The organism is Leifsonia sp. Ger2509 (assembly GCF_055231915.1).
Window position 1 is genome coordinate 1025957 of the sequence record NZ_JBUYVB010000003.1, and the last position, 20260, is coordinate 1046216.

The 20260-nt window shown below is 67.5% G+C and carries 21 protein-coding genes and 1 pseudogene; 11 read left to right on the forward strand and 11 right to left on the reverse strand.

The features are described 5' to 3' along the window. Nucleotides 1-13: 13 nt before the first annotated feature. The 4 genes from ACV7NN_RS05225 to ACV7NN_RS05240 all read left to right on the forward strand — a co-directional run bounded on the left by ACV7NN_RS05225 (nucleotide 14) and on the right by ACV7NN_RS05240 (nucleotide 3590). Nucleotides 14-799, forward strand: a complete 786-nt coding sequence (locus ACV7NN_RS05225; RefSeq protein ID WP_463348520.1) for a crotonase/enoyl-CoA hydratase family protein — start codon at nucleotides 14-16, stop codon at nucleotides 797-799. Between the two features lie 127 nt (nucleotides 800-926). Further along, complete coding sequence (locus tag ACV7NN_RS05230) at nucleotides 927-2369, forward strand: dihydrolipoyl dehydrogenase family protein (protein WP_463348521.1); 1443 nt, start codon at nucleotides 927-929, stop codon at nucleotides 2367-2369. Nucleotide 2370: 1 nt separating this feature from the next. Further along, nucleotides 2371-2736 (forward strand): Fe-S oxidoreductase, encoded by a 366-nt coding sequence (locus ACV7NN_RS05235; RefSeq protein ID WP_463348522.1) that lies wholly within the window; start codon nucleotides 2371-2373, stop codon nucleotides 2734-2736. Beyond that, the gene (locus tag ACV7NN_RS05240; protein WP_463348523.1) at nucleotides 2733-3590 is read left to right on the forward strand and encodes an SDR family NAD(P)-dependent oxidoreductase; all 858 of its coding nucleotides are present in this window, start codon (nucleotides 2733-2735) and stop codon (nucleotides 3588-3590) included. The genes ACV7NN_RS05235 and ACV7NN_RS05240 overlap by 4 nt, the downstream gene beginning before the upstream one ends. A gap of 174 nt (nucleotides 3591-3764) precedes the next feature. Here ACV7NN_RS05240 and ACV7NN_RS05245 read toward each other — a convergent pair whose 3' ends face one another. Then, the gene (locus tag ACV7NN_RS05245) at nucleotides 3765-4229 is read right to left on the reverse strand and encodes an SIP domain-containing protein (RefSeq protein ID WP_463348524.1); all 465 of its coding nucleotides are present in this window, start codon (nucleotides 4227-4229) and stop codon (nucleotides 3765-3767) included. Nucleotides 4230-4294: 65 nt separating this feature from the next. Next, the gene (locus ACV7NN_RS05250; RefSeq protein WP_463348525.1) at nucleotides 4295-5722 is read right to left on the reverse strand and encodes an amidase; all 1428 of its coding nucleotides are present in this window, start codon (nucleotides 5720-5722) and stop codon (nucleotides 4295-4297) included. Between the two features lie 34 nt (nucleotides 5723-5756). Between ACV7NN_RS05250 and ACV7NN_RS05255 the strand changes: the two genes are divergently transcribed. The 4 genes from ACV7NN_RS05255 to ACV7NN_RS05270 all read left to right on the forward strand — a co-directional run bounded on the left by ACV7NN_RS05255 (nucleotide 5757) and on the right by ACV7NN_RS05270 (nucleotide 8576). Beyond that, on the forward strand, nucleotides 5757-6458 hold the full coding sequence (locus ACV7NN_RS05255) for a hypothetical protein (RefSeq protein WP_463348526.1): 702 nt from the start codon (nucleotides 5757-5759) through the stop codon (nucleotides 6456-6458). Nucleotides 6459-6541: 83 nt separating this feature from the next. Continuing rightward, entirely contained in the window at nucleotides 6542-6904 is a 363-nt protein-coding gene (locus ACV7NN_RS05260; protein ID WP_463348527.1) for a GntR family transcriptional regulator, read from the forward strand. Then, on the forward strand, nucleotides 6901-7806 hold the full coding sequence (locus ACV7NN_RS05265; RefSeq protein ID WP_463348528.1) for an ABC transporter ATP-binding protein: 906 nt from the start codon (nucleotides 6901-6903) through the stop codon (nucleotides 7804-7806). The genes ACV7NN_RS05260 and ACV7NN_RS05265 overlap by 4 nt, the downstream gene beginning before the upstream one ends. Continuing rightward, on the forward strand, nucleotides 7803-8576 hold the full coding sequence (locus ACV7NN_RS05270; RefSeq protein ID WP_463348529.1) for a hypothetical protein: 774 nt from the start codon (nucleotides 7803-7805) through the stop codon (nucleotides 8574-8576). The genes ACV7NN_RS05265 and ACV7NN_RS05270 overlap by 4 nt, the downstream gene beginning before the upstream one ends. A 263-nt stretch (nucleotides 8577-8839) precedes the next feature. Here the strand turns inward: ACV7NN_RS05270 and ACV7NN_RS05275 are convergent, their stop codons facing one another. The 7 genes from ACV7NN_RS05275 to ACV7NN_RS05305 all read right to left on the reverse strand — a co-directional run bounded on the left by ACV7NN_RS05275 (nucleotide 8840) and on the right by ACV7NN_RS05305 (nucleotide 14320). Next, the gene (locus tag ACV7NN_RS05275) at nucleotides 8840-9268 is read right to left on the reverse strand and encodes a VOC family protein (RefSeq protein ID WP_463348530.1); all 429 of its coding nucleotides are present in this window, start codon (nucleotides 9266-9268) and stop codon (nucleotides 8840-8842) included. Next, entirely contained in the window at nucleotides 9268-9813 is a 546-nt protein-coding gene (locus tag ACV7NN_RS05280; protein WP_463348531.1) for a DUF2781 domain-containing protein, read from the reverse strand. The genes ACV7NN_RS05275 and ACV7NN_RS05280 overlap by 1 nt, the downstream gene beginning before the upstream one ends. Nucleotides 9814-9869: 56 nt before the next feature. Then, nucleotides 9870-10922: a hypothetical protein gene (locus tag ACV7NN_RS05285; protein WP_463348532.1), complete on the reverse strand. Its 1053-nt coding sequence runs from the start codon at nucleotides 10920-10922 to the stop codon at nucleotides 9870-9872. A gap of 187 nt (nucleotides 10923-11109) precedes the next feature. Further along, nucleotides 11110-11868 carry a hypothetical protein gene (locus ACV7NN_RS05290; protein ID WP_463348533.1) on the reverse strand — a complete coding sequence of 253 codons (759 nt, stop codon included), beginning with the start codon at nucleotides 11866-11868 and terminating at the stop codon, nucleotides 11110-11112. A 587-nt stretch (nucleotides 11869-12455) separates the two neighbouring features. Then, entirely contained in the window at nucleotides 12456-13034 is a 579-nt protein-coding gene (locus ACV7NN_RS05295; protein WP_463348534.1) for an N-acetyltransferase family protein, read from the reverse strand. A 57-nt stretch (nucleotides 13035-13091) separates the two neighbouring features. After that, nucleotides 13092-13745, reverse strand: a complete 654-nt coding sequence (locus ACV7NN_RS05300) for a uracil-DNA glycosylase (RefSeq protein ID WP_463351240.1) — start codon at nucleotides 13743-13745, stop codon at nucleotides 13092-13094. Between the two features lie 50 nt (nucleotides 13746-13795). After that, entirely contained in the window at nucleotides 13796-14320 is a 525-nt protein-coding gene (locus tag ACV7NN_RS05305) for a phosphoribosyltransferase (RefSeq protein ID WP_463348535.1), read from the reverse strand. Between the two features lie 47 nt (nucleotides 14321-14367). On the opposite strand from ACV7NN_RS05305, the gene ACV7NN_RS05310 reads away from it, so the two are divergent. Next, nucleotides 14368-15858 carry an MFS transporter gene (locus tag ACV7NN_RS05310; protein WP_463348536.1) on the forward strand — a complete coding sequence of 497 codons (1491 nt, stop codon included), beginning with the start codon at nucleotides 14368-14370 and terminating at the stop codon, nucleotides 15856-15858. Between the two features lie 48 nt (nucleotides 15859-15906). On the opposite strand, the gene ACV7NN_RS05315 is transcribed toward ACV7NN_RS05310, so the two are convergent. Then, the gene (locus ACV7NN_RS05315) at nucleotides 15907-16629 is read right to left on the reverse strand and encodes a potassium channel family protein (RefSeq protein ID WP_463348537.1); all 723 of its coding nucleotides are present in this window, start codon (nucleotides 16627-16629) and stop codon (nucleotides 15907-15909) included. Next, entirely contained in the window at nucleotides 16629-17411 is a 783-nt protein-coding gene (locus ACV7NN_RS05320; RefSeq protein ID WP_463348538.1) for an SDR family NAD(P)-dependent oxidoreductase, read from the reverse strand. The genes ACV7NN_RS05315 and ACV7NN_RS05320 overlap by 1 nt, the downstream gene beginning before the upstream one ends. Nucleotides 17412-17541: 130 nt before the next feature. Between ACV7NN_RS05320 and ACV7NN_RS05325 the strand changes: the two are divergent. Both ACV7NN_RS05325 and metX read left to right on the forward strand, forming a co-directional pair. Next, nucleotides 17542-18867, forward strand: a pseudogene (locus ACV7NN_RS05325) (bifunctional o-acetylhomoserine/o-acetylserine sulfhydrylase); the annotation flags it as partial. A 135-nt stretch (nucleotides 18868-19002) separates the two neighbouring features. Then, the gene (metX, locus tag ACV7NN_RS05330; protein ID WP_463348539.1) at nucleotides 19003-20208 is read left to right on the forward strand and encodes a homoserine O-acetyltransferase MetX; all 1206 of its coding nucleotides are present in this window, start codon (nucleotides 19003-19005) and stop codon (nucleotides 20206-20208) included. The last annotated feature ends 52 nt before the right edge of the window (nucleotides 20209-20260 follow it).

Below are 20260 nucleotides of genomic sequence, written 5' to 3' on the forward strand. Positions count from 1 at the left end.
GTAGCCTCGGATCATGACCGAACCCAGGATCCTCACCGAACGCCGCGGGCACGTTCTGCTCATCGGCTTCAACCGACCCGACAAGCGCAACGCAGCCGATCTCGAACTGCTCACGCAGCTGGCGCTCGCCTACGGGATGCTCGAACGCGACCCCGAACTGCGCGTCGGCCTGGTCTACGCGGTCGGCGACCATTTCACGGCCGGCCTCGACCTGGCCGACCTCGGCCCCCGGATCACCGCGGACGGCATCGACTACGTCACAGAGGGCGGCATCAACCCCTGGCAGGTCTCCGGTGAGCACCTCAGCAAACCCGTCGTGATCGCCGTGCAGGGCACCTGCTTCACCCTCGGGATCGAACTTCTGCTGGCGAGCGAGGTCGCGGTCGCAGCGGAGTCGACCCGGTTCGGGCAGATCGAGGTCACCCGCGGAATCCTCCCCTTCGGCGGCGCAACCCTGCGCTTCCCTCGAGCCGTCGGGTGGGGCAACGCGATGCGCTGGATCCTCACCGGGGACACCTTCGACGCCGCGGAAGCACACCGCATCGGGCTGGTCCAGGAGGTCGTCCCCGACGGCGAGCAGTTCGATCGTGCACTGGCGATCGCCGAGCGCATCGCCGCCCAGGCGCCCCTCGCCGTGCAGGCGACGCTCGCCAACGCCAAGCGGGCCATCCGTGAAGGCGACCCTGCGGCCGAATCCGAACTCCAGCCGACGCTCGCGCGGCTGGCCCAGACCGAGGATGCGCGCATCGGCATGGAGGCGTTCCTGCGACGCACCGAAGCCGGGTTCGTTGGCCGCTGAGACCGCTCCGGCGTTCGGACGCCGGGCGTACAGTGGCGATCCGGGGTGCGACACCGGACGTTGCACCGAGACACTTCCAGCGAGAACGTGACCGTGAGACCGACCGTGAGACCGTGAAGGAGCAGCCATGAACGCAGCCGAATACGACGTGATCGTGATCGGGGCCGGCACCGTCGGCGAGAACGTCGCAGACCGTGCTGCCCAGGGCGGGATGCGCACTGCCCTCGTCGAGGCCGAACTGGTCGGCGGCGAGTGCTCGTACTGGGCGTGCATGCCGTCGAAGACCCTGCTGCGCAGCGGCGCCCTGCTGCGCGCCGCCCGCCGGGTCGGAGGGTCGCGTGAGGCGATCACCGGCGAGCTCGACGTCGCCGCCGTCCTGCGGCGACGGGACTGGATGACGAGCGACTGGACAGACGACGGCGCAGCCGAGTGGGTCCGCAGCGCCGGCATCGACCTGGTGCGCGGCCACGCAACGATCACGGCGCCCCGCGAACTGAGCGTCACGGCTTCCGACGGATCGGTGACGAAGCTCACAGCCAAGCACGCCATCGCCGTGGTCACCGGATCGGTCGCGATGCTTCCCGACATCCCCGGACTTCGGGAGAGCCGGCCCTGGACGAGCCACGAAGCGACCAGTGCGAAGCACGTCCCCGCCCGCCTCGCCATCCTCGGCGGAGGAGTCGTCAGCGTGGAGATGGCCACTGCCTACGCCGGGTTCGGCTCGAAGGTCGACGTCATCGCCCGCACCACCCTGCTGTCGAAGGAAGAGCCCTTCGCCGGTGAGATGGTCGCCGAGGCACTCGAGGGGCTCGGGGCGACGGTGCACCTCGGCACCGGTGTCAGCCGCGTCGAACGTACCGCCACCGACGCGGTGCGCATCGAGCTCGACAACGGCGACGTCGTCGAAGCGGACGAGCTGCTCGTCTGCGTCGGCCGCCTGCCGCGCACCGACGACCTCGGCCTCGAGAGTGTAGGGCTCTCATCGGGCGACTGGCTGAAGACGGACGACTCGATGCGCGTCATCGCCGCAGACGGCTCTCCGATCGACTGGCTCTATGCCGCCGGCGACGTGGCGCACCGGGTGCTTCTCACACACCAGGGCAAATACGAGGGGCGCATCGCCGGAGACGCGATGGCGGCGCGTGCGAAAGGCCGCACCCTCCCATCCGAGCCCTGGACGACGTATGTCGCGACAGCCGACCACTCGGCCGTTCCGCAGGTCACCTTCAGCGACCCGGAAGTCGCATCCGTCGGGCTGACGGCCGCGGCAGCGGAGCGAGCCGGCCACCGCATCCGCGTCGTCGACTACGACATGAGCGGGCTGTCCGCCGCGAGCATCGCAGCCGACGAGTACGTCGGCCACGCACGCATGATCGTCGACGAGGACCGGCAGGTCGTGATCGGCGCCACCTTCGTCGGGGCGGATGTCGGGGAGATCCTCCACTCCGCAACGATCGCGATCGTCGGCGAGGTTCCACTCGGCAGGCTCTGGCACGCCGTACCGTCGTTCCCGACGCTCAGCGAAGTCTGGCTGCGGCTGCTCGAATCATACGGACGACCGACGGAGTGACGTGAAACGGCTTGAAGACCTGCTGTTCGATTCCCCGATCAGCCGCCTCGGCTATCTGTACGCGACAGCGGTCGGGCTGGTGTGGGGCTTCATCTGGAGCACTGGGCCGATCGAGCGCAGGGAGGGGCTGTTCGTGTTCCGCGGACTGCCCGCGTGGTCGTTCGGGCGCGGCGGATCGTGCCTCGGCGGCTGCTACCTCACGGCCCAGAATGTGAGCGAGGACGTGATGGAGCATGAGGCCGTGCACAAACGGCAGTGGCAACGGTACGGGATGATCTTCCCGCTGCTGTACCTTGCCGCGGGTCGCAACCCGCTGAAGAACCGGTTCGAGATCGAAGCGGGCCTCGAGAAGGGCGGCTATCGGTGACCGCACGCGCACGCACGATCGTCCTGACCGGGGCGAGCTCCGGCATCGGCGCGGTCGCAGCGGAACGGCTCGCCGAACAGGGCGCAGACCTCGCCGTCGTCGGCCGCAACCCCGAACGGACGAAAGCCGTCGCCGAACGAGTCGGAGGCACGGCCTTCCTCGCCGACTTCGACCGGCTGGACGATGTGCGCAGTCTCGCGGACGCACTGCTCGACCGCTACGAACGCATCGATGTGCTGGCGAACAACGCGGGCGGGCTCCATTCGCGCCGGGAACTGACCGCCGACGCTCACGAGCGCACCATCCAGAGCAACCACCTGGCGCCCTTCCTGCTCACGAACCTGCTGCTGCCGCGGCTGATCGCCACGGCCGGCGACCTGGGCGACGGCGAGCGCGCACCGCGGGTCGTTTCGACAGCGAGCCTGGCGAACCTCTTCGGACATCTGCGCCTCGACGATCTGGACTGGGAGAAGCGGCCGTGGCTCGGCGGGTGGCGCGCCTACGGCACCTCGAAGCTGGCGACCATCCTGTTCATCCGCACACTCGCCGAACGGCTCACCGGCACCGGCGTCGATGCGTACTCGTTCCATCCGGGCACCGTGGTGACGAACTTCGGGCGGTCGAGCGGGTTGATCCGCTTCGGCAACCGGGTGACCCGCGGAAACTACGGCATCCCTGCCGACGCCGGTGCCGTGCCGCTGATCGCGCTCGCCGGCGATCTGCCGGTCGGCGCGCCGAGCGGCACCTACTTCGACCAGCTCAGGGCCAACGGGCGGGTGCGCGCGCAGGCGAAGGATGCGCAGCTCGGGCGCGACCTGTGGGCGCTCTCGGCGCAGCTGACCGGGCTCGCCTGACTGGCCCGGAGCCGGCGCTCGCGCCTCGTGCTCGTGCCTTTGGCGCCGAGATAGTCCGTTGCGGCCGAGATAGTCCGTTGCACGGGGTACTCTCGGCCGGAACGGGCACTCTCGGCGGAGAGTGCGCGGCAGCGCGGACGGGTGGCAGCGCCAGCGGGCGGGCACCCGGCCCGGTCAGCGGGAGGCGCGGAGCCGGAACGCTGAGGGCGCGGAGACGGCGTCGGGGCGCATTCCGATCTCGTCGACGAGGTGCTCGTGGATGTCCGCGACCAGGGCGTAGCCGCCGGCGAGGATCGCGTGCGTCTCCCCCGGTCCGTCGCACAGCATCTCGGCCGTCCACGCCCTGACGGCACGAAGACCGGCCTGACCGCGACGACACGGTTCGCCGCTCCCCGGTGCCCCACCACGCTGGGTCCGCGGAAGCCAGGTGACCGTCATGCGCAGCGGCGTCGACAGCACCGAGACGTCGTCGGGGCTCTCGACCTCGACGAAGACGCGGCCACGGGCGCACAGCGGAAGCAGCGCGAGCTCGCTCTCGAGTTCCGTGAGCGACCCTTCGTCGCCGACGAGGAGGTACTGCACCCGATCGTCATGGTGCGCGGTGCTCCCGGTGTGCTTCGCGTGATCCGGCCTGTACATGTCGCCTTCAGTATAGGCATGCCTAACCTAAGGAAATCTGAGCGTACCGGCCGATCGCGACGCGGTCACCAGACCGGCGGATGCCGGCGATCCCAGCGGATGCGGCGCTCGAGCTGGCGGGCGAGCGAGAGCAGCGTCGCCTCCCCTCCTGGTCTCCCGATCAGCTGCACACCCATGGGAAGACCGTCGTCGGTCTGCCAGACCGGCAGCACGATCGCGGGCAGCCCGCTCACATTGAGCATCGAGGTGAACGGCGTGTACTGCACCTGCTGGGCGAAGTTGTGTTCGCCGTCCTGCTGGTCGAACCAGCCGAGTGGACGCGGCGTCATCGCCATCGCCGGGGTCAGCACGGCGTCGAACCCCGACAGCTGGCGGACCAGCGAGCGCTCGTAGGCGGTCAGCGCCGACAGCGCCTCGCTCAGTTCCCGGGCGGTGAGCTCCCGGCCGCGCAGGACCAGCCAGCGCGTGAGCGGTTCGAGCAGGTCGAGCCGGTCGCCTTCGGCCGGGATGCGCGCAGCCCCCGCCTGCCAGATCGTGCGGAACGCGGGCGCGTACGTCTCGTCGAGCTGGAGCGCTGTCTGCTCGATCCCATGGCCGAGCGAGTCGAATACCAGCACGGCCTCGTCGAGCGCGGCGAGCGCCGCCGGATCGAGGGTGATCTCGTAAGCGTCGTCCCACGCGGAGGTCGTCATGACCCCCAGCTGGAAACGTCCCTCGCCGCGGATCGCAGCCCCCAGAAGCGGTCCGTCGTTCTCGTCGGGAGCACGAAGCGTGTAGTGGTGGTCGATCCGGCCGTGCGCGTGGGCGATCATCCCGTCGAGAAGGAGGGCGGCATCCGCCACCGTCCGCGCCAGTGGTCCGTCGACCACGAGCCCGGCGAGGGAGTCGATGCCGCTCCCCGCCGGGACCAGACCGCGTGTCGGCTTGAGACCGACCAGCCCGCACGCGGCAGCCGGGATGCGGATGGATCCGCCGCCGTCCGAGCCGGGCGCGAAAGGCAGGAGCCCTGCGGAGACCGCGACCGCAGCCCCGCCGCTCGACCCGCCGGAACCGAGGTCGGTGCTCCACGGGTTGCGCGCGGGCGGCGCGGCAAGGCTCTCCGTGTAGGCGGGGAGGCCGAACTCCGGGGCGTTCGTCTTGCCGAGACTCACTCCGCCCGCCGCATCCAGCGTCTCGACGATCTCGTCGGACGTCTCAGGCACGAACCCGGCCATCAGCCGCGAGCCGAACCCAGCCGGGACGCCGGCCCGCAGCCAGAGGTCCTTGTCGCCGAACGGGAGCCCCCACAAGGGTGCAGTGCGCGGAACCGCGGACGCGACGTGCTCAGCCCGCTCGATCGCGGCATCCCGAGTGACCGTCACGAAGGCGCCCAGTTCCGGATTCAGCCGGTCGATGCGATCGAGGTAGTGGGTTGCGAGTTCGACCGGGGAGACGGAGCCGGCCTGCAGCTCCTCCCAGAGTTCGAGGGCGGTCAGCTCATGCAGTTCAGCCATGTTGAGAGACTATCCGCGCAACTACAGTGAGGGCATGGATGCGAAGGAACCTGTGGAGCAGGCGATCGCGCGGTACACGGTCGGCGGCTTCGCGTCGCATTTCGAGGAACGGCATCCGAACTGGCTGGTCGACCACGCGCTGACAGCGGGATGGCTGTGGGCGACCGTCTGGATCCTGCTGCTGGTGCCCGCGGACCACTTCAACTGGCACCACTGGATCTGGTTCGTGATCGCGATCTTCGCCGTGCTGCCGACCTTCGCGGCGACCGTCGTCGTGCTCAGCCAGACACCCCACTCGCATCTGGGGCGGTCGGAGTCGGTGCTCGGCCACTTCTTCTCGCGGTTCGCCGGCTGGGTGTTCGCATTTCTCGCCTGGACCATCTCGGTCGTGCTGAGCGCCACGATCGCAGCCCAGCTTCAGGCCGAGGGCAAGAACAACGAGTTCACGACGCTCGGGCTCGGTCTCAGCCTCCTGCTGGCCTCAGCGCCGGTCGTGATCGTCTTTCTCTGGGTGGTGCTGCTGGTGCGCTATTCGTGGTTCCTGTCCCGGCTTCGCGGCTGGGGGGCACGGCCGGCACACACCCGCATCCCCAAATCCTTCCTGGCGGACGCGCCGCGCACGCACCGGCTGATCGTCGGGCTCGCGCATCCCGGGCTGTTCCTCGCGACCTGCCTGCTCGCGACGATCATCGGCGGCCTGCTCTACGTCGACGACGTGACGATCAACCTCATCTGAGGTATTGACAAAATCCGCACCGGCTGGTTGGTTAGTTACATGAGTAGTTAACCAAGGCGGTTAGCCGACGCAGGGAGCACCGGATGATCGAAGAAGGCAAGCCGATCTTCGTTCAGATCGCCGAACAGATCGAGAACGACATCATCGACGGCGTCTACCCCGCTGAGACGCAGGTGCCGTCGACCAACGAGTTCGCGGCCTTTTATCGCATCAACCCCGCCACCGCGGGCAAAGGCGTCAACGTCCTCGTCGACGACGGGATCCTGTACAAGAAGAGAGGGATCGGCATGTTCGTGGCCGACGGCGCCCGCCAGCGCCTCATCAGCAAGCGTCGCGAGGCATTCCGCGACGAATACCTCCGGCCGCTCCTCATCGAAGCGGCGAAACTCGGCATCGACCCGGCGCAGCTCGCCGACATGATCGACAAGGAAGGGGTCAGCGCATGACCACCACCTCCATCGCCCCGGCCATCCGCGTCGACGGCCTCACCAAACGCTTCGGGTCGTTCACGGCGGTCGACGACGTCAGCTTCACCGTGAAACCGAACCGCATCTACGGCCTCCTCGGCCGCAACGGCGCAGGCAAGACCACGATCATGCAGCTGCTGACGGGGCAGGACTTCGCCACCCGCGGCGAGATCGCTGTCTTCGGCGAGAAGCCGGCCGAGAACGCCAAGGTCCTCCAGAACGTCTGCTTCATCAAAGAAAGCCAGCGCTATCCGGACGACTACATGCCGAAGCACGTGTTCCGCAGCGCTCCGTGGTTCTTCGAGAACTGGGATGCGGACTTCGCCGAGCGCCTCATCGACGACTTCCGGCTTCCGCTGAACCGCCGCATCAAGAAGCTCTCGCGCGGCCAGTTGTCGGCGGTCGGCGTGATCGTTGGGCTCGCGTCTCGGGCCCCGCTCACGTTCTTCGACGAGCCGTATCTGGGGCTGGATGCGGTGGCCAGGCAGAACTTCTACGACCGCCTCCTCGAGGACTACTCCGAGCATCCACGCACCGTCGTCCTCTCGACGCACCTGATCGACGAGGTCGCCAACCTGCTCGAGCACGTGCTCGTCATCGACCAGGGGCGCATCATCATCGACGACGAGGCCGACGCCGTGCGAGGCTCAGCGACCACGGTGGTCGGATCGCGCAGCGCGGTCGACGGTTTCGCCGCCGGGCGCGAGGTGCTGCACCGTGAAGGCATCGGCGGTCTCGCATCCGTCACCCTCGGCGCGCTCAGCCCCGGCGAGCGCGCGGAAGCCCTTGCTGCCGGCCTCGAGCTCTCCCCCGTTTCGCTGCAGCAACTCATCGTCCGCAAGACCAACGTCCAGGCGACAGAATTCGAGCAGAGCGCATGACTACTTACACCACCGACGCGGCCATTGTCAGAACGTCTCCCGCATCCGGACGCCGCATCTGGCGCGTCGTCCGCCTCAATCTTGTCAACAAGATGACCACGATCTGGGTGCCGGTCATGATCATGTCGTTCATCTGGCTCGTGAACTATGCGATCTGGTGGATCATCTGGTCGGCGACGCCGCCGGCCGCCCGGGCCGAGACCCTCGACCACACGGGGTACAGCGGCGCGGGCTTCTACATCTTCGTGTACATGCTCGTGCTCGGGGTGACGATCATCGCGATGACGTTCCCGTTCGCGCTCGGCTACAGCGTCACGCGACGCGACTTCTATCTCGGCACATCCCTGACCTTCGGGCTGCTCGCGGCCGGCTACTCAATCGCCTTCACACTGCTGGCGTACGTGGAGGAGTGGACCAACGGCTGGGGCCTCGGCGGCCACCTCTTCACGTCGATCTACTTCGGCGAGACCCTGTGGGAGCGACTGTTCACCGTGTTCGTCGGGCTGCTGTTCTGCTTCTACGTCGGCTCGACCAGCGCGATCATCTTCACCCGCTGGAAGGTGAACGGGCTGCTCGTCGCGGGCGCGATCCTGGTGCTGATCCTGCTGGGCGCGGTCGCTCTCTTCACCTTTACCGGCACCTGGGGGGCCGTCGGCGAGTGGTTCGTCGCGACCGGGCCGGTCGGGCTCGTCGCCTGGCTCCTGGTCCCGACCGCTCTGGGCGCGCTCGCCGGATTCTTCCTCCTCCGGCGGGCGACCCCCAAGTCGTAACCGCTGCTTGCGGCTCGAGCACAGGAGAAGTCACCTCATTCCATGATGGGAGGTGCCTTTTCCTGTGCTCGGCCTCCGCTGAACACATGGACGGGACCGGCAGGTTTCATTCCTGCCGGTCCCGGTTTTCGCATCTGCCTCGCCACGGCCCGGTCGCTCTCTGCGAGCATCCGGATCGTCGATGACGTCGGTCTCAATCTAGGTCGGCATCCGATCGCCGGACGAAACCCCCATCATTTCCGAAACCGAGTGAAAGGGAACGCTCAGCTTTCGGTTTCGCCGCGTTCTTCGAAGAGGGTGATGTGGAGCCCGGCGGGCGCATCGAGCCGCGCGTTGAGGGACTGCCACGGGGTCACGGTGGGTTCGGCGACCAGGTCGGCCCCCGCATCCACGAGCGCGTCGGTCGCCGCGACCGTGTCGTCGACTTCGAAGGCGAGGCGGATGTGCGGGGCCACCTGCCGCCCGACCTCGACGTCGTCGATCATCCGTTTCTGGGCCGGGTTGGCGATCTCGAGGGTGGCCCGACCGGCGTCGAGGATCGTCACCAGTGCGCCGGCGTCTCCGGCATAGGACTCCTGCTCCGGCAGCCCGAGCACGTCGCGGTAGAACGCGACGGCCGCCTCGTAGTCGTCCGCTTCGACGACGACCCGCAACTGCCGCACCCGCGGCCGGTTCTCGTTCTGTGCGTCCATCAGAATTTGCGGGTGAAGGGCAGCGGCTTGCGCATCCGGATCAACAGCAGCAGCGGCACGAGGACGTACGGCCCGTTGTAGAGCAGGAAGATGATCGGCTGCGGCGTGCGCTGCGCTGCATCGCCGAAGAACTCGACGCCGAAGATCGGGATGGCGGTCAGACTGATGATCATGGTCGCGTAGATGACGCTCGGCAGCTGGATCCAGTTGTAACCCCTGACCAGGCAGATGTTGAGCAGCACGTAGAACGGCAGGTAGATGAATGCCGAGGTGCCCGTGATGAACCGCAGCCAGATGGGCGGGTTCTCGTAGAGCGGGTCGTACTGCGATGAGTACGTGTAGTTCCACTGCGCGAACAGGTTGTGGGTCGTCGCCGTCTGCGGGATGCCCAGGGTCGGGATGGCATCGCTGATGATGCAGGTGACGATGAAGAGCGAGAACATCACCAGGAAGAAGATGTCGACCGGGCGCTGGCGCAGCGGCAGGTTGGCCGACTCCGCCCTGTCGGCAGGAGCGATCTCAGAATTCGGTGTCGTCGTGGTCACGAACGACACCTTAGCCAGTGCCGGACGCTGTGCGACATACCCCGTGCGCCCGCGTGTCAGCCCTGCGCGTAGCCGTTGTTCTGGAGCACCGTCCGTGCGAGAGCGACAAGCTGGTCATCGGTAGCACCACTGGCTGCCACTTGAACCCAGCCACCATCTGCAATGACGTCGAGCCGTCCACCCGGGCTGAGGAATGCCGAGTCTCCGAGTCCGGCGATCTCATGCGAGCCGGCGACAGCGGAGGCCGCGTAGGTTGCGCCGCCGGGAAGCATTGCGACACTCGCGAAATCCGCCGACTCAGTGTCCGACACCCAATCGCACCAGTAGCCGCCGACCTGCCGATCGATGTCGTACAGCGACGGCGAATATTCGCCCCCGTCGTCCTTCACCACGCGAGCGTTGTGGAGACCGACCGTCGTTGCGAGCTGATCAGACGTCGCGAGACTGTCGCAGTCGGTGGCGCCACGCAGGTCCGGCGTCGGATGCCACAGGGGGTCCGGCGCGGGAAGGACCGAGACGATGCCGTAGACGCGCTGCAGCAGCGTGGCCGCCGCCGTCGGCGCAAGCGTGACTGCCGCGGGTTTGAAGACGGTTGCGCTCACCCCGTAATGCTCGGTGAGGAATTCGAATCCGACGGGCGTACTGCCCTGGGACACCAGGTACGTGTCCGGCCCGAGCGGTGAAGGTTGCGTGTCCCCGCCCTGTTCTCCGTTCAGAAACGACTCGAAGCCGGCGCGGGTCACATCAGGTGCGATCGTCAGATACAGTGCCGTCCCATCCACGCCTGTCGTACGGCCGTCCGACCACTGGCACTCGAGCGCGCCCACGCGGGCATCCCCGAACGACGTCACCGAGCTGGTCCTTGACGGCGCCACCGGAGAAAGGGCCTTGCCCGCAAACTCCTGCACCATCGACGGGGGCACGAGTTCATCGCAGGTCGCGTGGACGCGCAACGCAGGCGCAGTCGCGACCGGCGCCGTCGGCGTCGGTGTCGCAGTGGCGACGGATGCGGTGGTGGTCGTCGGCACCGGCGCGCTCGGCGCACACCCCACCAGCAGGGCAACTGAAGCGGTCGCTACGAGCGCCGCGGTCGTGCGTGCGTATCGCATATGCCCCCCCGAGAATGGATCGCGTCAGCCTGGACACGAGGAGACTATCCCACCGTGCATCGCGGAATCGCGCGATTGTCGGAATCGTTATTCGGGGACTCCTGCGACTCACGGCGCGGGTGCCGGGGGGGTGCCAACCACACGATTCAGGACTCGGTGTGGGAGCGCACGAACTGCGGCGTGCGGACTATCCCGTGTAGCCGAGGTGTGTGAGCACTGCCGCTGCTGTCGCCTTCAATGTGGCGAGGCCGAGCGTGGCGCTCGAGACCTGTACCCAGCTATTGCCTGCTTCGACATTGAGATAGGTTGTCGCATCATCCTGCGGGTTGAACCTGCCAGCCCAGGAATACGCCTGTTCGCCGACGCCCGTGACTGGCTGCGTCTTCGTCGCGCCCTGGTCGAGCATTGCCCGCTCGGCGTCGTAATACGTCGTGCCACCGGGAAGATCCGCGATTTGGATGGCTTTCGTCCCTGCGCTCTCACTGTAGGTCGTGTAGAAGCCGCCGACGATCGTGGCCGCCCCGAGCAGGGAGATCGCATCTTCGCCGCCTTCGGCTCTGACTTCGTGCATGCCCGTGGCGCCCGTGATCGCGTCGAGCTCGGCGAGGGGAAGGAACCCGGTGCTCGGGACTCCCTGAAGCGACGCGGTGGGAGGCTGCCAGAGAGGAGTCGCAGTCGGAAACGATGCCATCAGCGTCTGGATCGAGCCGAACAGGTTCCGCGCTGCCGCCGAATCGAGGCTGCCCGACTTGTTCGACGCTGTCGCGAGCATCGCGTACCCCCCAGACATCTGGCCGAAGCCGCAGAGCGTGTTGCCGGGTACGCAATTGAAGAACGACTCATTCGTGCCGTCCCCCGGCCCACCCACTTGGCCGTGGAAATAGTCGAGCGCCGCCTGAGAGCCACCAGCGACGATCCCGACATAGAGCTCGTTCCGGGGGTACACGTTGGGTTCCGTCGGGACGTTCCACCTGCACTCCAACGCTCCGACACGATCATTCGCGTACCAAAGGGGGTTCAGGGTGAATTGCTTCGAGGTCACGAGAGAGACCGGCCCGCCTACGACGGTATTCGCCGCGCTCGGCGATGCCAGCTGATCGCAGGTCGTCGGGACGCGATTCGTCGGCGCGGTTGCGACGGCCTGTGTCGGAGTCGGCGCCGGAGCAGGACTGGCGGCGTGGGTGTGGGAAGGGGACTTGGCCACCGTTGACACGCAGCCGGACAGACCGAAGACGACGAGCGCCGCGAGTGCGGTCGACACTACCCTCCTGCGGCGCATATTCCCCCCGACACATACATCGTGGAACCTATTGGGATGACCCTAGCAAGCGCCAACCGCCCCGCGCAGCGCACGTTACCGAACCGTTGTTGTGCGTGTCCGAGCCCGGCACGGTCTCACGCACGCGCAAGGCGCCGCGTTCACAATTCAGGAACGTGTGTGCCGGGAGGGGCGGATGTGTACCCGAGCGGCCGGGGCGCGTCGCGCTGGTGCGCATCCGTCACATGAGTTCCTGAATTACGACCGCGTCATGGCTACTTCAGCGATTTCTGCATCAGCACGGTGCCGAGCCAGCGGTCGAATTTGTAGCCGACCCTGCCCATCCGCCCGATCTCCGTGAAGCCGAAGTTCTCGTGCATCTTGATCGAGGCTTCGGCGCCTTTGTCGGCGATGACCGCGATCATCTCCTTCAGACCTGCGGCTTTCGACTTGTCGATCAGCGCCTGCATCAGCACCGGACCGAGGCCTTTGCCGGTGGAGGCGGCGCCCAGGTAGATCGAGTTCTCGACCGTGAACCGGTAGGCGCGCTTCTGCTTCCACGGCGAGACGAGCGCGTATCCGAGGATCTGGCCGTTCGGGGACACCGCGACGATGAACGGCATTTTGAGTTTCTGAAGGTAGGCGAATTTGGACTTCCATTCGCGCAGCGTCATCGCGTCTTCGTCGAAGGTCACGGTGCTGTTGGCGACGTAGTGGTTGTAGATCTCGCGCACCCAGGGAAGGTCGCCGGCGGCAGCATCACGGATCGAGTACTCGAACGGGGGCTCTTCCGGCGCAGGCTTACGCAGGTGGCGCGGCAGTTCGCGTCGGGTCTGGTATTCCTCCTCAAGCACCATGCGAGTTTACGCCTGCGCTGTTTCGGCCGCGTTAACGCTCTCCGGCCGGGCCGATCAGTCGTCGAGACTCCAATCGACGGGGGCTGCTCCGAGTTTCTCGAGCAGCGCGTTCGCCCGGGAGAACGGGCGCGAACCGAAGAAGCCGCGGGATGCGGACAGGGGGCTCGGATGCGCGGACTCGATCACCGGCGTCCCGCCGAGCATCGGCTTCAGGGTGCCGGCGTCGCGGCCCCACAGGATGGCGACGAGCGGCTGGTCACGGCCGACCAGGGTGCGGATGGCGTGATCGGTGACCTGCTCCCATCCCTTCCCCCGGTGCGAGGCGGGCTCCCCCGGCCGCACGGTGAGCACGCGGTTGAGCAGCATCACGCCGTGCCGGCTCCACGCGGTCAGGTCGCCGTGCGCGGGTGGCATGATCTCCAGGTCGGAACGCAGTTCGGTGTAGATGTTCTGCAGGCTCCGCGGCAGCGGGTGCACGTGCCGTTCGACGGCGAACGACAGGCCGATCGGGTGGCCGGGTGTCGGGTACGGGTCCTGGCCGACGATCAGCACGCGCACGTCTTCCAGCGGCGCAGCGAAAGCACGCAGCACGTTCGGTCCGGCCGGCAGATAGCCCCGGCCGGCAGCGGTCTCCGCACGGAGGAAGTCGCCCATCGCCGCGATGCGGTCGGCGACCGGTTCGAGAGCACGCGCCCAGCCGGCATCCATCGAGCCGTCGGCCGCCAGCTCCGCCAGGCTCTTGGGCACCACGTGGCCGCCTATGCCCCGGTCGCGGCGGTCACCGGCGGCAGCGCGGACCACGGGAAGGTGATCCAGCGCGCCGTGCGCCGCCAGAAGAAGTCAGGCTCGAGCACCGTCCGCGGCTTCGTGTAGAGGCAGGCCGTGCGTACCTCTGCCCCGCTCGCCTCGATCAACTCGACGACCATCGCGAGTGTGCGTCCCGAGTCGGAGACATCGTCGACGAGCAGCACCCGTTTAGCGTCGAGCGCGGTCTGGTCGATCATCGGCGGGAGGACGACGGGCTCGGGCAGGCGCGCATCCACCCCGGTGTAGAACTCGACGTTCAGCGCGCCGCACGACTTGATGCCGAGCGCGTACGACATGGCGCCTGCCAGAAGCAGCCCACCGCGAGCGATGGCGACGACCAGGTCGGGCTGGAAACCGCTCTCCACGACCTCGGATGCGAGGTGCCGGGCGGCCTCTCCGAACTCGAGCCAGCCGAGCACTTCTCGTTCGGTCTCGGTGAGCACGGCGGTTCCTGAATCGTCGATGTCGGTGGCCATCCACCTACCGTACCCGGGGTGCGCTTCCGTGCTGTTAGCATCCTCGAATGACGTCAACGAAGACGGGTGCCCGAACCCGCACGAACCGCACGATCGGCATCACAGCCGGCCTCATCGGGTGGCTGTTCCTGGTGGAGATCACGAGCGGGATCCTGCAGGGCTACTACGTGCCCCTGATCTCCGACATCGTCAAGCATCTCGGCATCCATGACGCCGACTACAACTGGTTCGAGGCCGCGCAGCTGCTGCTCTCCGCGCTCGTCGTGCCGGTGCTGGCGAAGCTGGGCGACATGTTCGGCCACAAGCGCATCCTGCTGATTGCAACGGTGCTCACGGCGCTGGCGTCGTGGGGCATCGCGTTCGCGGGCAACTTCACCGGCTACCTCATCGCGTTCGCGCTGCAGGGCTTCTATACGGTCTGGCTCCCACTCGAGATCGCGCTCATCTTCGACCGCGGCCGTCGCACCGGCACCGCAGCATCCCGCACCCGCCGCGCGGCCGGCCTGCTGGTCGTCGCCCTCGAGGTCGGCGCGATCGTCGGCGCGCTCGCGGCGGGACGCCTCTTCACCGCGTTCGGCCAGAACCTGCAGCTCACGCTCATCGTGCCGGCGATCGCTGTCTCGCTCGTCTTCTTCGCCATCTGGTTCGGCGTCCCGGAGTCGGAGCCGATGCCGGGCAAGCGACGCCTCGATGTCGCCGGTTTCACCATGCTGACGCTGTCGCTCCTGTTGATCACGTCTGGCCTCACCTTCCTGCGCATCAACGGCCCCGGCGCCGTCTGGGTGTGGGCGCTCATCGTCATCGGAGTCGCCGTGATCGTGCCCTTCGTGCGCTACGAGCTCCGCCAGGACGACCCGGCGATCGACATCCGGGTGTTCCGGCAGCCGAACATGTGGCCGGTGCAGCTGACGGCCGGTCTGATCGGCATCAGCCTGCTCGGTGCGCAGGCGCCGCTGAGCACGTTCGCGGGCACGGACCCGAAGAACGGCTACGGACTCGGGCTCGATGCGAGTGACCGTTCGACGCTGATCGGCGTCTACCTGGTGTCGATGATCGTCGGCGCCGTGCTCTTCCCGCTCGTCTCGAAGTGGACGAAGCCGCGCGTGGCGCTGATCGGCGCATCCTTCCTCGTCGCGATCGGGTATCTCCTCTTCCTCCCGTTCCACCAGGAGACCTGGCAGGTGATGCTGAACATGAGCATCGCCGGCGTCGGCTCCGGGGCGCTCGTGGGTGCGCTGCCTGCGGCCGCTGCTGCTGCCGCGCCACGCGGACAGACGGGGATCGCCGCAGCCCTCACGAACACCACCAAGACCATCGGCGGATCGTTCGCATCCGCCGTGTTCGGCGTCGTTCTGCTCACCGGTGCCACAGCGGTCACCGCGACCGCCGCGAGCCTCTTCGGCTACATGCTGGTGTGGACGATCTGCGGGCTCGGTGCCCTCGTCGCCGCGGTGCTGCTGTTCTTCGTGCCGAAGCTCGCGTTCGCGGACAGCGCGCCGGAGGAGGGCGTGGCGGAAGTTCCTGCGCCGGTCGCCTGAGGACGTCGATGGGATGGCCGCACCTGTGGCCATCCCCCCGCCCGCGTGTCAGCCGGGTTCGGAGTCGCTCGGCTCGTCGTCCTCGACGATCGCCATGCGATCGCGTTGCTCGCGGGTGCGAACGGTGACCATCCGATCGTTGAGGAACGACACCAGCGTTCCCGTCGCCGTACCGACGATCGCGACACCGCCGATCATGAGGATGACGGCGAGCACCCGACCCATGATGGTGATCGGGAAGTAGTCGCCGTAGCCGACAGTGGCCATGGTCACGCACGCCCACCAGATCGAGTCCCCGAAGCTCGTGATGTTCGCACCCTTCGCGTCCCGTTCGGCGGCGTATTCGGCGAGCGAGATCACGTAAATGAACATCACGACGAACGTCGCGGCGATGATGATGACCCGGCGCCTCAGCGCGGCGCCCGAATTGCCGCCCAGGAGGGGCAGCCTCCCCAGGTACTTGAGCAGACGGAACGGGCGGGCGATCGGGATGAAGACCGACAGCAGGTCGACCTTGCTGTGGTTGATGAACCACCATTTGTCAGGGCTCAGCCAGACGCGCACGATGTAGTCGACGACGAACGCCACCCACACGGCGATGAGAATGGTGGCGAGGACGACCACAAGCGTCGGCGACGGGTGCAGGTCGAGGATGCGCCATGAGTAGGCGATGAGGAAGAGGACCGATGCGATCAGCAGCGGCCACGTCGTCACGGCCTCCCAGCGGTCGCGCGCCTCAGTGTTCCCGGCCGGCTCCGGCTTCGCGGCCATCAGCTGTCGTCTCGGACTGCGAGTTCGCCCTTGTGGAAGCGGTAGGGCGCGGCCTGCGCCACCGGTTTGATCACGATCAGGTCGAGGTCGACATGTCGGGGCCGCTCGAGGGCCGCGACGATCGTCTCGGCGATGTCCTCCGCGGTCAGAGGGTCGGGGACATCCTCGTAGACGGCATCGGCGCGCGCCTTGTCGCCGCCGAACCTCACCAGGGAGAACTCCTCCGTCGCGACCATGCCCGGTGCGACCTCGATGACGCGGATGGGCTCGCCGTTCAGTTCCAGCCGCAGCACCTCGGTCAGCGCGTGCTCGGCGAACTTCGCGGCGTTGTAGCCTCCGCCTCCCACGTACGCGGTGTGGGCGGCGATCGACGTCACGTTCAGGATGTCCGCGTGCCCGCTCTGGGCCGCTCCGTTGCGCAGCAGCGGGAGCAGCGCCTCGATCACGCGTTTGGTCGCGACGACATTGATGTCGAACATCCGCACCCAGTCCTCGGCAAGGGACTTCTCGACCGTGTCGAGCCCGAGCGCGCCGCCGGCATTGTTCACGAGCGCATGGATGGGCCCGGTCTCCTCCAGGTGGCGACGCAGTGCATCCACGTTGTCCTGGTTCGTGAGGTCCGCGGTGAAGACCGCGATCCCGATCTCGTCGGCGAGCGCCTGGAGACGCTCGGTGCGCCGGGCGACACCCACGACATCCCAGCCTTGGGCGCGGAAGAGCCGCGCTGTCGCCGCCCCGATGCCCGAACTCGCACCCGTCACGACCACTCGCCTTTTCGTCATGACCCCTATTTTCCTCGTCCGCCCGGATTACGCAGTATTTCGGCTTCGTTGCCGCGTGCCGGATGCGCGCCTAGCCTGAGGATTGCGGTGACAGGATCACGCTCACCGACCACCCGACTCCCAGGAGAGCACAATGACCAACGCCGCCGAATGGCAGTTCGAGACCAAGCAGATCCACACGGGCGCATCGCCCGACCCCGTCACCAATGCGCGGGCGACGCCGATCTACCAGACCACCTCGTATGTGTTCAACAACTCCGAGCACGCGAAGAACCTGTTCGCGCTCGCCGAGTTCGGCAACATCTACACGCGCATCCAGAACCCGACACAGGCGGTCGTCGAAGAGCGCGTTGCAGCGCTCGAAGGGGGCACCGGCGCCCTCCTCGTCGCATCCGGCCAGGCCGCTGAGACGTTCGCCGTGCTGAACATCGCGCAGGCCGGCGACCACATCGTCTCGTCGAGCTCGATCTACGGCGGCACCTACAACCTCTTCAAGTACACGCTCGCAAAGCTCGGCATCGAGACCACGTTCGTCGAGAACCAGGACGACGCCGACGAATGGCGTCGCGCCGTCCGCCCGAACACGAAGCTCTTCTTCGCGGAGACCATCGGCAACCCCAAGATCAACATCCTCGACATCTCGCTGGTCGCCGATGTCGCGCACGAGGCGGGCGTACCCCTCATCGTCGACAACACGATCGCGACGCCGTACCTGATCCGCCCGTTCGAGTTCGGGGCGGACATCGTCATCCACTCCGCCACGAAGTTCCTCGGCGGCCACGGCACGGTCATCGGCGGCGTCATCGTCGACGGCGGAAAGTTCGAGTGGTCGAAGAACGTCGCGAAGTTCCCCGGCCTCACCGAGCCCGACCCGTCGTACCACGGCGCCAGCTACACGGCCGCGGTCGGCGACGGCCTCGCCTACATCATCAAGGCGCGCGTGCAGCTGCTCCGCGACCTCGGTTCGGCGATCGCCCCCGCGAGCGCCTGGCAGCTCATCCAGGGCATCGAGACCCTCTCCCTCCGTGTCGAGCGCCACGTGCAGAACGCCCAGGAGATCGCCGAGTACCTCGAGAACCACCCGGATGTCGCGTCCGTCAACTACTCCGGGCTCCCGACGAGCCCGTGGTACGCGGCCGCCAACAAGTACGCCCCGAAGGGCGTCGGCGCGGTGCTGTCGTTCGAACTCAAGGGCGGGGTGGATGCGGGCGCAGCCCTCGTCGACAACCTCACGCTGTTCAGCCACCTCGCCAACATCGGCGACGTGCGCAGCCTGGTGATCCACCCGGCGTCTACCACCCACTCGCAGCTCACGCCCGAGCAGCAGCTGACCGCCGGGGTCACCCCGGGCCTGGTCCGCCTCTCGGTCGGTCTCGAGAACATCGACGACCTGAAGGCGGACCTCGACGCCGGCCTCGCCGCTGCACGCTCCGTCGCAGAGGCCGCCCGCGCCTAGCGGTTCACCGATGGAGGGCCTGCGATCACCTGATCGTGGGCCCTCCGTCGTATCTCCTGTGCCCGCCACGTCGGCGGCACGCGCGCGCGACGTAACACGGCGACGGGCGACCCTGCGGTCAGAGAGAATTGGGCTATGGAGTGGCAGACATCGGCAGACACGGCGCCGTCGAGTTTCATCACCGAGGCGCAGGTCCGGTCGCTCCTCGGCAAGCCCCCGGCGAGCGGTGCCTGGCGCGAGAGCGACCCCGCGGGCAACCGCCAGTTCGCCGGGATCGGCGCCTTCACGTTCGAAAGCGGAGAGAACCTCCCCTACGTGCGGATCGCATACGAGACCTGGGGTGAGCTCTCCCCCGCGCGCGACAACGCCGTCCTCGTCCTGCACGCGCTGACCGGCGACAGCCACCTGATCGGAACCGGCGGCCCCGGGCATCCGACCGCCGGCTGGTGGGACGGGATCGTCGGGCCGGGCAAGGCCATCGACACGGACCGCTGGTTCGTCGTCGCCCCCAACATGATCGGCGGCTGCCAAGGGTCCACCGGACCCGCCTCGCTCGCCCCCGACGGCTACGAGTGGGGTCCGCGCTTCCCGTTCACGACCATCCGCGACCAGGTCAACGCGCAGGCCGCGTTCTCCGACGCCATCGGGATCGGACGCTGGGCCGCGGTCATCGGCGGATCCATGGGCGGGATGCAGTCGCTCGAGTGGGCGGTCGGCTATCCGGAGCGCGTCGAGCGGGTCGCCGTCATCGCCGCACCACCGCGCTCCACCGCGGACCAGATCGCGCTCAACTCCGTGCAGATCGAAGCCGTTCGCACCGATCCCCTCTTCCGGTCCGGCCACTACTACGACGCGGACGACGGGGACGGCCCGCACCGAGGCCTCGCTCTCGCGCGACGGATGGCGCTCCTCAACTACCGCAGCCCATCCGAGCTCAACAACCGCTTCGAACGGGAGTGGCAGAGCGAGATCAGCCCGCTCGGCAAAGGCGGGCGCTTCGCCGTCGAGTCGTACCTCGACTTCCACGGGAACAAGTTCACCCGGAGGTTCGACGCGAACAGTTACATCACCCTCGTCGAGGCGATGAATTCGCACGACGTCGGGCGCGGGCGGGGCGGTGTCGAGGCAGCGCTGGCCGGCGCCACGTCGCGCGCGTTGGTCGTCGGCATCGACAGCGACCGTCTCTTCCCCCTCGAAGGCCAGGTGGAGATCGCGCGACACCTGCCCGGCAACATCGACGGAGACTCCACCGTCGTATTAGAGTCTGATTTCGGACACGACGGCTTCCTGATCGAAGACGACCTCGTCGGCGAGCAGCTTCGCCGTCTGTTCGCGGTATAGACAAGACGCGCGGAACACACGACGGCGCGGATGCGCTGGAGTTCCGCCCGCC

Coding starts and splice junctions, on each gene's coding strand:
- ACV7NN_RS05225 (WP_463348520.1), top strand. CDS start 14: ATGACCGAACCCAGGATCCTCACCGAACGCCGCGGGCACGTTCTGCTC.
- ACV7NN_RS05230 (WP_463348521.1), top strand. CDS start 927: ATGAACGCAGCCGAATACGACGTGATCGTGATCGGGGCCGGCACCGTC.
- ACV7NN_RS05245 (WP_463348524.1), bottom strand. CDS start 4,229: ATGTACAGGCCGGATCACGCGAAGCACACCGGGAGCACCGCGCACCAT.
- ACV7NN_RS05250 (WP_463348525.1), bottom strand. CDS start 5,722: ATGGCTGAACTGCATGAGCTGACCGCCCTCGAACTCTGGGAGGAGCTG.
- ACV7NN_RS05255 (WP_463348526.1), top strand. CDS start 5,757: ATGGATGCGAAGGAACCTGTGGAGCAGGCGATCGCGCGGTACACGGTC.
- ACV7NN_RS05260 (WP_463348527.1), top strand. CDS start 6,542: ATGATCGAAGAAGGCAAGCCGATCTTCGTTCAGATCGCCGAACAGATC.
- ACV7NN_RS05265 (WP_463348528.1), top strand. CDS start 6,901: ATGACCACCACCTCCATCGCCCCGGCCATCCGCGTCGACGGCCTCACC.
- ACV7NN_RS05270 (WP_463348529.1), top strand. CDS start 7,803: ATGACTACTTACACCACCGACGCGGCCATTGTCAGAACGTCTCCCGCA.
- ACV7NN_RS05275 (WP_463348530.1), bottom strand. CDS start 9,268: ATGGACGCACAGAACGAGAACCGGCCGCGGGTGCGGCAGTTGCGGGTC.
- ACV7NN_RS05285 (WP_463348532.1), bottom strand. CDS start 10,922: ATGCGATACGCACGCACGACCGCGGCGCTCGTAGCGACCGCTTCAGTT.
- ACV7NN_RS05300 (WP_463351240.1), bottom strand. CDS start 13,745: ATGGATGCCGGCTGGGCGCGTGCTCTCGAACCGGTCGCCGACCGCATC.
- ACV7NN_RS05305 (WP_463348535.1), bottom strand. CDS start 14,320: ATGGCCACCGACATCGACGATTCAGGAACCGCCGTGCTCACCGAGACC.
- ACV7NN_RS05310 (WP_463348536.1), top strand. CDS start 14,368: ATGACGTCAACGAAGACGGGTGCCCGAACCCGCACGAACCGCACGATC.
- ACV7NN_RS05315 (WP_463348537.1), bottom strand. CDS start 16,629: ATGGCCGCGAAGCCGGAGCCGGCCGGGAACACTGAGGCGCGCGACCGC.
- ACV7NN_RS05320 (WP_463348538.1), bottom strand. CDS start 17,411: ATGACGAAAAGGCGAGTGGTCGTGACGGGTGCGAGTTCGGGCATCGGG.
- metX (WP_463348539.1), top strand. CDS start 19,003: ATGGAGTGGCAGACATCGGCAGACACGGCGCCGTCGAGTTTCATCACC.